We start from the raw sequence: 14,462 nt of genomic DNA on the forward strand, positions 1-14,462 counted from the left end.
CCCAACGCCCGGGGCGGCCGAAGCCAGCGCCGGACAGGCCCCACCCGCCGGAACAGGAAACGGGCCGCGGCAAAGAGTACGGGCCGTCAGTAAACGAATGTCCCCAAACGAAACAGGCCGCGCCTTGCAAGACGCGGCCCGTTCGTGAAGGTTCCCTCCCGCCGGGGCGGGATCAGTTCAGCCGGAACGAGAAGGGCAGGGCCATCCAGGCCTTCACCGGGATGTTCCGCTGCTTGCCCGGGATGAACTTGCAGCGCTTGGCAGCCTCGATCGCGGCCTTGTTCAGCAGCGGATTGACGCCCGAGATGATGATGGCGTCCTTCACCGTGCCGTCCGGCCCCACGAGCACCTTGACCATGACCGTTCCCTCGAGCTGCGCGCGACGCGCCATCTCCGGGTACTCGGGCTTGGCCCACTGCAGGATCTTCGGGTTCTCGGACGAGGCCACGAAGCCCTCGTCACCCACCGGGCCGAAGCTCGGCATCGACGAACTGATCGCCTCGTCGAGGTCCATCAGCGTCTCGGCGATATCCACGTCCTCGGCCACTTCGTCATCCGGGGCGGCCTCGATCACCTTGGGCGGCGGCGGGGCTTCGACCGGCGGCGGCGGAATGTCCACCGCTTCCTGCTGGTCGATGTCGATCGCCTCGAACTCTTCCTGCCGCAGCTTGTACGGGTTCGGAACGTAGTCCGGGATCAACAGGGCGATCAACAGCATCAGCACCACCGTGACCAGGGCGGACCAGCGCAGCGTACGGCCGTACTCCGCCTTGAACCTGGCGTTGGCGGACATCTGGAGAACGTCGGGCATCGGGGCGGTCGTCATGGCTCTCCTAGTACTTCAGTCCCGGCGCCGAGTCGACGTCGTTGTTGAAGAACACGCGCACCGCGTTCACTTCCTTGAGGGCCTCCATGACGTCGCTGACCACGCCGTAATCCGCGTAGTTGTCGGTCTTGAAGGCCACGATCAGCTGCGGGTTGTCGCTGATCTTCTTGCCCATGATGTCGGGGATGTGCTTGATCTGCACCAACCGGTCGTCGATCGAAATCTAACCGGTCCGGTTGATGTAGACGTTCGACACGAGCTCCCGGTTGACCTCTTCGCCGGCTTCGGCGCGCGGCAACTCCACCGGCAGGCCGTTCTCCTGGCGGAAGATGGTCGTCACCATGAAGAAGATGAGCAGGAGGAACGCAATGTCCCCCATCGACGAGGTCGGGATGAACGGACCCGAGTTGGTCGTTCGCGTGATCTTCATTCCCGGCTCCTTGCCTACTCTTCAGCGGTCTTCAGCGAGACCTTGGTCGCCTTGGCCATCTTGAGTTCGTCCAGGCAGGCCACCATCCTGCCGTAGTCGGCCTCGGGATGGATCTTCAGCAGCACCACGAGCTTCGGATTACCGAGGATCCGATCCTCGATCTGCGCCTTGATGTGGTTGATCTCGATGGCCCTGCGGTCGAGCGTGATGTGATTGGTCTCGTCCACGTAGATCGTGGCGATGTTGCTCTCCTTGATGACGATCTTGTCGTCCACGTTCTTCTGCTTGCCGGGCAGGACAAGGGTCAGGCCCTGCTCGGCCGCGAAGATCGTGGTCACGATGAAGAAGATCAGCAGAAGAAAGGCCACGTCGGCGGTCGAGTCCAGGCGCAACTCGCCGATCGGAGCTTTCTTCTTCTTGCGCATGATGCCCATCGAAGCCCCCTGCCGGACGCGCGGTTACCTGGCCGCGCGCCCAAACGCGGTTGATCAGCCGTTGCGCCGCTCGAGCTCTTCGATGAGCTCCGAGCTCGTCTCTTCCATCTCGATGACGAAGCGGTCGATGGCGCCGACGAAGTAGTTGTACGCCACGGTCGCAGGTACGGCCACGATCAGGCCGGCTGCTGTCGTGATGAGCGCTTCCGAGATACCGGAGGCCACCAGCTTGGCGTTCACCTGCTCCGAAGCCGCAATGGCCTCGAAGGCGTTGATCATACCGGACACCGTACCCAGGAAGCCCAGCAGCGGGGCCAGCGTAGTCACCGACGACACCCACACCATGCCGCGCTCGAGGAAAGACATCTCGATGGTGCCGGCGGTACTGATCGCCTTCTCGACCGAGTCGCGGCCGCGGTCGGCCTTCTGCAGACCCGAGTAGAGGATGGCGGCGATGGGGCCGCGCACCTTCTGGCATTCTTCTGCCGCAGCCTGCACGCCGTCGTTGCGCAGGGTCGTGATGACCGTGCCCAGCAGTCGGCGAGTGTTCACGCGGGCGCGGTTCAGCGTCCACAGGCGCTCCACGATGACAATGAATCCTGCCAGCGCGACCAGGAGGATCCACCACATGAAGACGCCGCCGGCAACGAACAACTTGCCGACGCCGGTCTTGCCCAGCGGGGAGCGGTCCACCACGCCCATCAGGCCCTTGATGGGCTCGACGATGCGGGGGATCTCCTGCAGCGAGTCGGCGGCGGTGGAGCCGAAGCCGAGGGAGTCGCTGGTGGCCTGGATCTTGGCGAACTTGGCGGCGGCCGCCGAGGTTGCCTGGTCCTGTGCCAGCACCGGCAGCGCGATCAGGAGCACCAGGAGTGCGAGCAGAGAGTGCCGGATAACGGCGCGAGTCAACGTACCCTGACGAGCCATTGTGCTAGTCTCCCTTTCCAATGAATGGGACCCTTAGAAAGACTGGCGACGGTGGGGCTTCGCCGGCAGGTGGGGATCCGCCGGATCACAGCCGAAAAGGTCCGCACGAACGCGCCAGCGCGCGTGGCATCCCTTAGCGATCACGCCTGACCAACGGGTCTCCGGGCGTGATGTCTGAGCGCCTAGTCGCTTGTTATAAATAGTGGAAGCGGGCGCGCCAAGTCAAACCGATTTCGTCAATGGGGCTTGACGATTCCGGTTGACGGCGACGCCGATTCGTGACAGGGCGCCGGTACGGCCGGCGTGGCTGATTCCCGGCCGCACCGGGTTGCCTAGTCCTCGCCCTGGATCACGTTCGAGGATTCGATCTGGTACTCGCCCGTGCCGGTGCGGTCGACGAACAGGAACCTCTGCCCCATGCCCTTGTTCGACAACCTGTTCACGAACAACGGCTTTCCGCCATCGTCGTATTTCCACAGCTCGAAGCCCATTTCGTGGCCGGCCTTGTACAGCATTTCCGTGCGGTCGCGCTCGGCCTTGAGCGAGCCGGGCGCCTCGGGCGAACCGGCAATGGCCACGCCCCCGAAGGTGAGATAGGGACTGGTCGGCGCGCTGCCCTCGACAGCCGCACCCTTGGCCGTGGAGCCCGGGCGGTCGAGCGCCAGGCGGTCATAGACCTTGACGCGGGCATCGTCCTGATCGCGGTGGTTCAGCGGCATCGGCTCCCGCTCGCGCTCGTCAGGCGGCCCCAGCAGCAGGTAGACCTCTCCCCGGCCGTCGAGCGGCCCCTGCGGCCCGATGCCGCCCAGGTACTGCTGCACGTAGGCCATGCGGTACTGGAACTCCAGGCGGGCGGCATTGACGGGGCTGCCGGGCTCGGGGTTCAGGCGTTCCCAGAAGGCGTCGAGCATGGTCTCGCGGGCGGTCGGGCTGGCGTCGAGGAACTGGTCGCGCTGCTCTCCGCTGAAGACCGTGAACCCCTCCCCCGCCACCAGGTCCTGGTGCCTGGCCAGCGCGCCAAGCCGCCACACCACGGAGAAACCGCTCACCAGTCCGCGTCCCTGGCCGCCGAGCGGCGCCAGGCTCAGCTGGTAGGCGCCTTCCGGCAGCTGGTTCACGTCGAGCTCGTAGAACAGGTACGCCGGGCGGCCGGTTTCGAGGGCTGCCCGTCCGCGGGCGTCGAACTGCAGGGTGTCTGTCAGGGCGAAGATGCCGGGGGCATCGAGCACCTGCAGGCGCAGTCCCGCCAGATCCGCCGCCCCCGTCACGCCGCCCGCCTGGGGCCAGACGGGAATCACCAGCTGCAGACGGTCCTGCTCGATGCCGTAGATACGTGGCGGGTGGACATAGTCGCCCAGGAAGCCGCCCGTTTCGCCGGCATCGGCGGCGCTTTCGGGCTTCCAGGCAGCCAGGGGCGCCTGCACCAGGTACAGGGGATCGTCCAGGGCCAGCCCGCTGGCGGGACGCGGACTGTCCTCGGCGTACCAGTCGGTGACAGCCTCGCTGCGCGAGTTCTGGCGGTCGATCTGGTGAAGCAGTCCGCGCCGGCGCTGGTTGACGTCGAAGACGGCGCATTCGAGGCGCCCGCTGCGGAACGGCACGTCCGAAAGGACCACGCCGAAGACCTGGCGCAACGTTCGCGACCCGGCGTCCTGCGTCGTCATGGGCTTCGTGCGGATCTGGCGCGTGCGGGTGGCGACCGTGCCGTCGGGCGCGGTGAGGGTCACCTCCAGGCGCAGGCGCCCCACCAGGTCGCCATCCTCCTTACGCATGGCAAGGTCGCCGTTGGCCACGGAAACCAGCACCATGACGTCCAGGTGCTCGTCAGTGCGCCAGCGGTTGGCCACATCGATGTAGGCGTGAAAGTTGCCGCGCCCGTCCAGGGGCTGCAGCAGAGCGGCACCGGCAAGAGCCGGAACCAGCAGGGCAGCCAGGCAGGCACAGAGCAGGGGAAGTACGGCACGACGCGTCACGACTGCCATGACGAGGCCTTTCCACGGAATGGGTGCCGATCCCCCTCGACCGGAGCCGGATCCTACCGGCTTCCATCATATTACCGAATTATCGGGGCGCTGGCCAGAGGTAGTTGTCGCAATAATGGAAGAAGCCCCGCCGCAATGGCAGGGCTTCTTCCAGGTGGGGCAGCGTCGGGCCGGCCGGTTTCCGTCAGCCGGGCCGGACGATCAGTCAGGCCGGACGATCAATAGGTGACCGACAGCGTGAACCGGTGCACGTAGCCGAGGGCCGACATGTCCACCGCGCTGTAGTCGGCCTGCAGCTTCGTCTTGGCGCCGGTAGGAAGCGCCGCGCCGAACCCGAAGGCCAGGCCGTCCGTGTCGTAGTTGATGTGGTAGCCGGCACGCGCAAAGAACTGGTTCTGCAGCGCGTATTCCATCCCCACGTTGGCCCGTTCCAGGTTGTCCGAAGGGTGCTGGAACTCGACGGCGCCCGTCAGCCGCTGCGAGGCCGACTTCAGCGCGTTGGCGCTGACGCCCACCTTGAAGGCCACGGGCAGCTTCGATTCGCGTTCGTCGAACGTGAACTTGCCGCCCAGGTTCTGGATCACCATGCCCAGCTTCAGGTCGCGGATGCCGATCCGGTACATGATGCCGAAGTCGAGGGCGCCGGTGTTGACGGCGGTCTCGGCCAGGCCCATGTGCAGGTAGTTCATCGTGAGCCCTGCCGAGAACTTGTCGGTGAAGAACTTCGAGTAGCTCAGGCCGATCGAAGTCGTGCCCGCGTCGAACGTCCGGCCGGTGCCCTCGGGCAGGTACGCCGTACGCTCCAGCTGCGGGTCCATCCAGTAGGAACGGAGGGAAATGGCCAGCGTGCCCGGGATCGAGCGCGGGCTGAAGGCCATGACCGCCGTGCTGAGCTTGGTGTCCGCCGCCCAGACAACGTGGTTCAGGGTCACTTCGTTGCCCGTGACGTTGACCAGCCCGCCCGGATTCCAGAACACGGCCGACGCGTCGTCGGCCAGCCCGACGAACGCCGAGCCCATGCCGGTGGCCCGGGCGCTGACGCCGATCTTGAGTTCCTGACCACCGAAGGTGCCAACCTTCGCGAACCCGGCGCCGTACACCAGCGAGGGTGCGGCGAGCAGGATGGCGGTCAGCATCGCGATGCGCTTCATGGAAACCTCCAGGTCCGTCCCGCGACGGACGCTTCCGTCCTCCGACGGAGTTGACTCGATCTGCCCCTACCTGACCACCACGAACTTGCCGACGAAGTCCTCGAACTGGTCATCGTCGGATACCACCGAGTAAAGATACACGCCACTGACGACTTCCTGGCCGTTCCGGCTCATCAGGTTCCAACTCACGTGTCCGGTTCCGTTCAGGCCGTTGTGGTCAATGGACTGCACCAGGTCGCCGCTGACCGTGTAGATCTTGATCGTATTGCGCGCCATGGGCAGGTTCGTGAACGTCACCCTCACACCCGTCGGGTCATCCCCGTTCGGGTTCAACTGCTGGTACTCGGCCAGCGCGTCACGCGTGGCGGGGTTCGGGTAGACGTAGATGTTGACGCCGAACTGCTCGCGCTCGGCCGCCGTCTGGGCCGTGGCGCCGGGCACGGTATTGCTGAACGAAGACCCCGGATCGCCGACGAGTCCCTGCCCCACCGGCAATGTGATGACCGGATCATTGGGATTGGAAGAGGGCACCGCCAGCGCATGGTCCGTCGCCGTCACCGAATAGAAGTACAGGAAGCCGTTGTGCACATCGCGGTCGACGTACTCGTAGTACTGCGTCCCGTGCTTGGCCGTGACGTTGTTGTCTGGATCCTCTTCGCGCTCGGCCACGGCGAAGAACGTGTCTAGCACGTCCGGGTACGTCTCCCAGCCGATCAGGCCGATGTAGTCCGGATCGACCGTACCGTCGCTCAGGCGCAGCGACGGACGCACGCGCAGCAGGCCGCGCGGATCCGCATCGACGATGGCCTGCATGGCCTCGGCCAGGCCCTCGAAGCGCGTGTCGCTCAGTGAGCGCGGCACGTAGCGGATACCCTCGAGCCCGGTGTTGCCGCCCAGGGGCAGCGTGTCCAGCACCGTGGCGTTGCCCACCTGCCGCGAGGTGATGAAGGTATTGACGATGTCGTATTCGGCCACCATCTGCCACAGCGTCGACTCAGGACCGTTCAGGATCGATGACCCGAACGGACGGTCCCAGTTGTCGGCGCGCCAGATGCGGTACGACTCGAAGTCTACCTTGCGCAGACGGATGTCGGGCGTGATCTCGCTCTTGTCGTCCCAGAAGACATGTACGCGGCTGTCGGTCGGCCACAGGCGCAGGCCGGGCGGCGGCGGCGCCATGCCCACCAGCCAGTTGATCTGCGTCTCGGCGCCGTCCACGCCCGTGCAGGCGGCCGAACTGGTCGCCTCGGTGTCGTTGCAGGTCCACAGGCCGTCGATGAAGTCCTGCGGCGTGCACGTATTGCCGAGCTGGCGCGCGCATTCGAAGCAGTTGTCCATGTTGAACATGGCGCAGGTCTTGGTCTGGCCGTCCACCTCGATGGTGAACAGGTCGGCCTCGGTCAGGCCCGGCTGGCCGAGCACCCACTCCGCATTCACGCACGATGTGTCCATGTAGTCGGGACGGAAATTCTCGAAGACCGACGGATCGGCGAAGTCTTCCCGGCACAGCATGGTCTCGCGACCACCGGTTCCCGGGTCGAAGGTGCTGCCGTCGACGGCCTGCTGGGTGGTCCAGTTGTTCACCCAGATCCCGAAATAGGTCAGCCAGGCCTCGGCGCAGTTGGCCAGCAGTCCCTGGCCGCCCTCGCGGCTGCCGAGACCCGTGCCCATGACCATGCCGACCTGGAAGTTCAGGCTCTCGCCCGGCGGCAGGATCGAGAACGGGCCCGCCGAGACCAGGAACCGGAAGTCCGACTGCTTGCCGGTGGGCGTGTCGTTATCCCAGTCGTCGCGCACCGAGCTCAGCAACTGGTACGACTCGTCGTCGTTGCTGGGGTCACCGCCCTGTTCGAAGGAGGCGTTGCCGGCAAAGGACTGGAACGTCCGCATGCCGACGCGCGTCGGCGCCCGCACACCCGCGGCGTCGATCTCGTGCCCCAGGAACACGATGCCGAAGTAGCCGTCCAGCAGTTCGGTCTCCGACGCATCGTACATGTAGCCGACCTGCACCGGGGCCCAGTTGCCGTCCGAACCGCGCACCAGGCCCGGCGAACCGTGCTCTTCGGGCCAGGAGCCGGCCAGATCATCGTCCGCCGTGCCGCTTACGCCGCGCGGCCCGATGTCGCTGTCGGCAAAGAAGCCGATGTAGACCTTGTTGACGTCGGTCACGCCGATGTTGGTGATCTTGTAGTCGAACCCGACGAAGTCATCGACCAGGTCGTTTTCCCACTGGAACGACGACTGCACGATCTCCAGGTTCATCGGCGTATGGTCCGGGAACGCCTCCTGGGCCCGACGCGTGTTGTCGTACATCGTCAGCACCATCATCTGGTTGCCGATCTGCGCAAAATCCTCGTCGATGTCGCCGTCGTCGTCTTCGTCGAACCCGTTGAGGGTTTCCTCGTCGGTTTCGCCGTCGTCGTCGTCGTCGGGCGCTGTCAGGGGCGCGCGCCGGCCGCTGGCTTCAGGGTTGCCGGCGAGGCGGGCAATGCGTCCGTCGACCGCCTCGTAGATCGTGTACTGCACCTCGTCCAGGGGATAGAGTTCGCTGCCGAAGCCGCCCGACGAAACCAGGCGCTCGCCCAGCACGACACCGCCCACCCACAGGCCGGCACCCCAGAGGTACTCGTTGCCCGAACCGGCGGGCCACTGGCACGAAGGCGCGTCGGACCACGGCCGCGTCAGCGAGTAGGTGGATCCGATCAGGCCCCAGTTGGTGATGTTGATCTGGACTTCGCCCACGTTCATGACGAAGGAGCCGTCCAGCACGAACACGCCGTTCGGGTTGTAGCCGCTGTCGACCACAGGATTCTCGATGTCCTTGAACGCCAGAGCAGGGGTCGCCAGGCCAACCACCAGCAGGAGCCAGACGACCGGCGTCACCGCCGCCGTCATGCGGCGTCCGCGCGGGCACTTGATGGTCGCAATCATCGCCGTCCTTTCCGAAGCCGCAGCCATGGGCCGCGGTGCGGTCTGCCCCTGGTCCTAGAAATAGTAGCCGATCCCCAGCCGGAAGAGCCGGTGATCCCCGAACGTGCGGGGATCGGTGATCGGGATGTATTCGTCGACGCCGTCACCATCGGCGTCCTGCAACAGTGCTGCACCGAACTTGCCGGTCTCCGTCAGGTGGCCGATGCCCAGGCTCTGCGCGCCGTTGATCATGCCCGGCGCAATGCCGGCGCCGCCGGGCGAGAACACGACATCCTGGTTCAGCAGGTTCATCGCCTGCAGCTGCAGCGACAACCGCTTGCCGTAGAGGTTTACGTTGCGTTCCAGCTGGACGTCCAGCGAATACGTGGCGGGCAGGCGCTCGCTGTTCTCCAGCATCGGGTCCTGCCGCTTGGCAAAACGGTCGAACGGGGTCCAGGGCACGCCGCTGCCGTAGCTGAACGAGAACGACGACGACCAGACGCCGGGATCGGCCAGCAGGAACTGCACGTTCAGCGTGTGCCGCTGGTCCCAGTCGAGCGGCAGTTCCTGGTTCGGCAGGTACTGTAGGCCGTCGGGGTTCGAACCGAACTCGGAGTCCGAAGCCACGCCGTCGGCGAACGAGTAGGTGTAGCTGATGTTGAACTCGTAGTTCTGGCTGTAGCGCTTCTCCAGCGAGAACTCGACGCCGCGCGACGAGGTGTAGGCCTTGTTGATGTAGCGCGCCAGCGTCTGGCCGGTGGCCTCGTCCGTCACCTGGGTGGCGGCGATGAGGTCGTACACGTCCTTGCTGTACAGCGAGAACTGGCCGGCGATGAAGTCGTTGAACTGGTGCTTGATGCCCGACGAGTACTGGACCGTGGTTTCCGGCTCCAGGTTCGGGTTGCCGAGCACGCCGGCGTTGCCCACCGGGTCCTGGCTGGCGAACAGGTACTGGCGGTCGGGGAACTGCACGAACCGGCCGTAGTGGAAGTGGAAGCCGTCACGTTCGGTGATCGGGAACGCGAAGCCCAGGCGCGGCTGGAAGGCCGTCTTGTACTTGATCACGTTCGCGTTCACGTCTTCGTTCGCCAGCTGGATGGCCGCGGCCGAACCCGGCGAGAACATGTCGTAGCGCAGGCCGTAGTTCACGACCATGCCTTCGTATTCCCACCGATCCTGCAGGTACCAGAAGGCCTCGGGATTGTAGGTGTGGAACACGTTGCGATTGGCGCCCAGCGACCACTCGCCGGCGCGATTCTCGCGCATGATGGCCGGGCTGTTCAGCGAGTAGCGCTCGAGGTCGTTGTAGCGCACGCCCAGACCCAGCTCGACCAGGTGGCCTTCCCAGCGGCTGCTGGTCATGTCGGCGCCCAGGCTGTAGGTACGGCTGTATTCCTCGGCGTAGAACGCGACGTCACTGTTCGTCACGAAGTACGGGCTGAGCGGATCGGAATAGTAGCAGGGGTCCTTGCCCTGCACGTCGGTGCGGCTGTCGAAGGCGACGAGGCCCAGACGCACGACATAGAACGTGCTCTCATCCAGATTCTGGCGCCAGACCACCTTGGCCACCTGGCCGATGCTCCGGTTCTGCGTCAGGTTGTTCGCCGCATTGAAGGCCGAGTACGAACTGTCCTCGGCCACGGTCGAAAACGAGCCGTAAGGGTAGCGGAACCCGTCGAACTGCGCCTGAGCCACCACCGTGAAGATCTGGTTGTCGGTGGCGCTGCGCACCTCGAGCACCGGCAGCGCCACGCGCCGCTCGCTGTTGTTGCGGGTGTCGATCACCATCACCGTGCGGGCGGTGGTCAGCATCGACTCGTACCAGGGGCCATAGTAGGCCGGGATGGTACGGCCGGTCGCCTGCCAGGCGCCGAGGTTGCCGCGGTAGATGACCTCGGGCATGTACAGCACGCGCCGCGCATAGCCCTCCACGCTCCAGTTCGGGGCGTAGCCCTCACCCAGCGCCGTCGAGTACGAGTACTCGGCGGTGACCTTCTTGTTCTCGTCCAGCGTCCACGCCACCTTGGCCGAACCCTTGGCCTGGTTGAACTGGCGGCGGCGGAACTTGAACAGGGTGGTGTCGCCGAGCTTCAGCTTGTACTCGGGCCGGTGCGCCACCGAGGTATTCTCGGTGTCGGTGAACTGGAGGTCGCCGGACAGGTAGTAGGTCACGCCGTTCAGGGGCGTGGGACCGCCGAAGCCGTACTCGAGGCGGTCGTAGTTGGTGAAGGTCTTGTCCTGCCGGCCGAAGTCGTCGGTCAGGAAACGCACGCCGCCGCTGAACTCGTTGGTGCCTTCCTTGGTCGTGATGTTCACGACGCCGGAGAGGGCGTTGCCGTACTTGGCGTCGAGGCCGCCGGTGACCATCGCCATGTTGTCAACGGCCAGCGACGACACCTGCATGGACCCGGTGCCGAGCGGGTTGTCGACCGACACGCCGTCGATCTGCATCGAGACTTCGCCCGAACGGCCGCCGCGCACATAGAGCTCGCCGGCGCGATAGACCACGCCCGCCTGCTTGGAGAGCGCGTCCTCGACCGAGTCGATGGCGTACTTCTCGAAGGTCTCGCCCGTCACCGTGTGCTCGGTGACGGCGCTCTTGATCTCGACCATGTACTCTTCGCCGGTGACGTCGAACGCCTGGAGCGTCTCGACGATGACCGTCTCGAGGTCGAAGGTCACGTTCGTGGCGCTGCCGGCCGTCACCGAGACGGTCTTCTCCATGGGGGCATAGCCCAGGTAGAGCACCTTGACCGTGTAGGCCCCGGGTGGCAGCCCGTTGAAGTAGAAGACACCGCCGCCCAGCGACATCGTGCCGCGGCTGGAGCCGGCCAGCAGCACGTTGGCATAGTCGAGCAGGTCCCCTGATTCCTTGTCCCTGACCACACCCCGGATCGAGCCCGCCTGCGCGAACACGTCCCCGGCTGCCGCCACCGAGATCAGCATCAGGACCAGAAGAGGCAATACCCGGTGGATCCGGTGACGCCGGAGCATACGGCGGCTCCTTTCCGTGGGGACATATCCGGCTGGTTCAGGGTTCCGGCTGGAACCTGCGAACGGGTTTCTATGTTGCACTGGACCTTAAGCCGGGCAGTGTGGGGTGCCTGCTGATTTGGGCGTTTCCGCCGGTCCTTGGGGCACTTGGGCGCGCTGAAGACGCGGGGTCAGAGCGCCGTGCCGCAACTGGTGGCTGAATATAGAGATTGGCCTATAACGTGTCAATAAATTGTGGCGAAGGCAGTTCGGCCGCCGGAGGGCAGCGTAACCAATGCCCCCGGGAGAGTTCCCGGAGGGGTGGCAACTCCTTGAAGCAGGAAGCGTTCTGAAGCGGGCAGCGGCCGGCGGAAGGACAGCCGGGGCGGCTGCGGGAGGGCACGCCCCCTGTGCCTGGCCCCACAGACGGGCGCCACTCGCGGGCCGACGCCAGCACCGAAGGGCGGCAGTCCAGCAACTGCCGTGAATGCGGATGACGCAGGACCGCGCCGGCCGGCGCCCTCTCCACCACGACGCCCCCATGCATCACGACGATTTCGTCGCAGAACGCGAGCGCCGCATCGAGGTCATGGGTCACCAGCAGCACGGCCAGGCCGCGCTTGCGCATGACGGCGGCAAGCAACTCCAGCACCTGTCGCCTGGCAGCGCCATCGAGCGCGCTCGTGGGCTCGTCGGCCACGAGTACCGCAGGGTCGGCGGCCAGGCACCGTGCCAGCGCCACACGCTGGCGCTGGCCGCCGGAAAGCGCATGGGGATAGCGCGCGGCCAGCCCCGCCTCGAGTCCCACTTCTTCCAGCAACGCCTCGACCGGACGCGGCGCGTTGCGACCGGCGGCCTCGGCGAGCGCCTCCCCCACGCGCTGGCGCGGGTTCAGCGAGGCACCGGCATCCTGGAACAGCATCTGCACGCGCCGGCGGGCGGCCCGGGCTGCGGCTCCTCGCACCCGCCGGTCGAGCGCGCGGCCGGCCACGGAGATCTCGCCGGCTGCGGGCACCAGATGTCCCGCCAGCGCCCGGGCCAGGCTCGACTTCCCGGCGGCAGACTCGCCGACCAGTCCCACCGCGCGCCCGGCCCACAGATCGAGGTCCACTTCCGCCACGGCCGTGGGCGAGTCCGGGGCTCCGTGGCGCACCACGATCCCGCGTGCCGACAGCGCCGGCGATCGCCCCGCGACTTCCTGCGCACCTGCTTCGGCCTCGGGCTTCCCTGAACCCGAGGACGCGGTTGGCGCGCACGCGACCGCCACCTCGACCACGCGATCTTCGCGGATCTCCAGGCAGCGCCGGGCCACCAGCGGCACCAGGTCGCGGTCGTGCGTGATGAACAACAGCGCCATGCCGCGCTGACGACGCGCCGCATCGAGCACCGCCAACAACTCGCGTTGCACAGTGGCGTCGAGGCTCGAGGTAGGTTCGTCGGCGATGAGCAGTTCGGGATTGCAGGCGAGCGCCGCCGCCAGCAGCGCGCGCTGGCGCATGCCGCCGCTCAACTCGTGCGGCCAGGCGTCGAGCAGGCGCTCGGCATCGGGCAGGCCCAGTTCGGCCAGCAACGCGGCTGCGTGGAGACGGGCTGCCGCCTGGTCCAGCCCGAGGTGGATCCGGGCCGCCTCGGTGATGTGCGCGCCGATGGTGCGCAGCGGATTCAGCCCCGCCAGCGGCTCCTGCGGCAGCCAGGTGGGCCCGCGGCCGCGCACGGCAGCCCAGCCGCCTGGTTGCACAACGGGATCCATGCCGCGCCAGAGGACCTGCCCCCGGGCCACGGCCGCCGGCGGCAGCAGGCCGAGCGCCGCACGGGCCAGCAGGGTCTTGCCCGATCCCGACGGTCCCACCAGCGCCACGGCTTCGCCTGCGGCCACCGTCAGCCCGACATCGCGCAGCAACATTGCGCCGGACCCGGCAAAGCCCACCGACCAGTCATGGAAGTGCAGCAGCTCAGTCATGGCGCGCCGTCCCGGCCTGCCGCGGGTCGAGCCGCGCCCGCAGGCCGTCGCCCAGCAGGTTGCAGCCGACCACCGTCAGCGCCAGCGCCAGTCCCGGGAACGTGGCCAGCCACCAGGCTTCGAGCAGCACCGGCCGGCCGGCCTGGATCATGGCGCCCCAGCTGACGGTGGGCTCCTGGGCGCCCAGGCCGAGGAACGAGAGGAACGACTCGGTGAGCACGGCCCCGCCCACGCGCAACGAGGCTGCCACGATCACCGTCGGCCACAGCGCCGGCAGCACGTGGCGCAGGCCGACGCGCCACGGCGAGAGGCCCAGCCCGCGCGCCGCAGCCACGTACTCGCGCTCGCGCACCGAAAGCGTCTCGGCGCGCACGAGCCGGGCCACGCCCATCCAGCCGGTCAGCCCGATGACGAGCATCGTCAGGGCGAGGCTCGGCCGTGTCAGCGAGACCAGGAGGAGTATCAGGAAGATGCGCGGGAACGACAGGCAGGCGTCGGTGAAGGTCATGAGCAGGCGGTCCAGCCAGCGCGGGCCCGTACCGGCGGCCACCCCCACGGCCGTGCCCAGGCCCACGGCGACCAGTGCGCACAGCCAACCCGCCAGCAACGAGACGCGACTGCCGTGGACAAGGCGGACCAGGACATCGCGTCCCAGCACGTCGGTGCCGAGCGGGTGCGCCGCGGAGGGCGGCAGCAGGCGGTCGGCGGCCGGCCCCAGCGCAGAGGGATCACCGGGCGCGAGCACCGGAGCCAGGAGCGCCGTCAGGGTCACGATCGCCAGGATACCGAGCCCGGATGCCAGCGCTGCGGTGCCGGCGGGGCGGGCAGGCTTCCGGGCAGGCCGCGCAGCGGCGACGATGGCAGCGGCG

The 14,462-nt window shown here is 66.9% G+C and carries 11 protein-coding genes; all 11 read right to left on the reverse strand.

Annotated elements, in window-relative coordinates:
• Window positions 1-172: 172 nt before the first annotated feature.
• The gene (locus IPG61_02325) at window positions 173-826 is read right to left on the reverse strand and encodes an energy transducer TonB (GenBank protein ID MBK6732926.1); all 654 of its coding nucleotides are present in this window, start codon (window positions 824-826) and stop codon (window positions 173-175) included.
• Window positions 827-833: 7 nt separating this feature from the next.
• Window positions 834-1,028 carry a hypothetical protein gene (locus IPG61_02330; GenBank protein ID MBK6732927.1) on the reverse strand — a complete coding sequence of 65 codons (195 nt, stop codon included), beginning with the start codon at window positions 1,026-1,028 and terminating at the stop codon, window positions 834-836.
• Between the two features lie 21 nt (window positions 1,029-1,049).
• Entirely contained in the window at window positions 1,050-1,256 is a 207-nt protein-coding gene (locus IPG61_02335) for a biopolymer transporter ExbD (protein MBK6732928.1), read from the reverse strand.
• Window positions 1,257-1,270: 14 nt separating this feature from the next.
• Window positions 1,271-1,681, reverse strand: a complete 411-nt coding sequence (locus tag IPG61_02340) for a biopolymer transporter ExbD (protein MBK6732929.1) — start codon at window positions 1,679-1,681, stop codon at window positions 1,271-1,273.
• A gap of 63 nt (window positions 1,682-1,744) precedes the next feature.
• Window positions 1,745-2,392, reverse strand: a complete 648-nt coding sequence (locus IPG61_02345) for a MotA/TolQ/ExbB proton channel family protein (protein ID MBK6732930.1) — start codon at window positions 2,390-2,392, stop codon at window positions 1,745-1,747.
• A 557-nt stretch (window positions 2,393-2,949) separates the two neighbouring features.
• Entirely contained in the window at window positions 2,950-4,599 is a 1,650-nt protein-coding gene (locus IPG61_02350) for a GWxTD domain-containing protein (GenBank protein MBK6732931.1), read from the reverse strand.
• 218 nt (window positions 4,600-4,817) lie between these two features.
• Window positions 4,818-5,750, reverse strand: coding sequence for a PorV/PorQ family protein (locus IPG61_02355; protein MBK6732932.1), 933 nt, complete (start codon window positions 5,748-5,750; stop codon window positions 4,818-4,820).
• A 66-nt stretch (window positions 5,751-5,816) separates the two neighbouring features.
• Window positions 5,817-8,681: a T9SS type A sorting domain-containing protein gene (locus IPG61_02360; protein MBK6732933.1), complete on the reverse strand. Its 2,865-nt coding sequence runs from the start codon at window positions 8,679-8,681 to the stop codon at window positions 5,817-5,819.
• A 54-nt stretch (window positions 8,682-8,735) separates the two neighbouring features.
• Window positions 8,736-11,654: a TonB-dependent receptor gene (locus IPG61_02365; protein MBK6732934.1), complete on the reverse strand. Its 2,919-nt coding sequence runs from the start codon at window positions 11,652-11,654 to the stop codon at window positions 8,736-8,738.
• Between the two features lie 214 nt (window positions 11,655-11,868).
• Window positions 11,869-13,593 carry an ABC transporter ATP-binding protein gene (locus IPG61_02370; GenBank protein MBK6732935.1) on the reverse strand — a complete coding sequence of 575 codons (1,725 nt, stop codon included), beginning with the start codon at window positions 13,591-13,593 and terminating at the stop codon, window positions 11,869-11,871.
• A complete protein-coding gene (locus IPG61_02375; protein ID MBK6732936.1) occupies window positions 13,586-14,452 on the reverse strand; it encodes an ABC transporter permease in 867 nt (288 codons plus the stop codon). Before IPG61_02375 ends, IPG61_02370 begins: the two co-directional genes overlap by 8 nt.
• Window positions 14,453-14,462 lie beyond the last annotated feature (10 nt).

The organism is bacterium, assembly GCA_016703265.1.
Lineage (GTDB): Bacteria > Krumholzibacteriota > Krumholzibacteriia > LZORAL124-64-63 > LZORAL124-64-63 > CAINDZ01.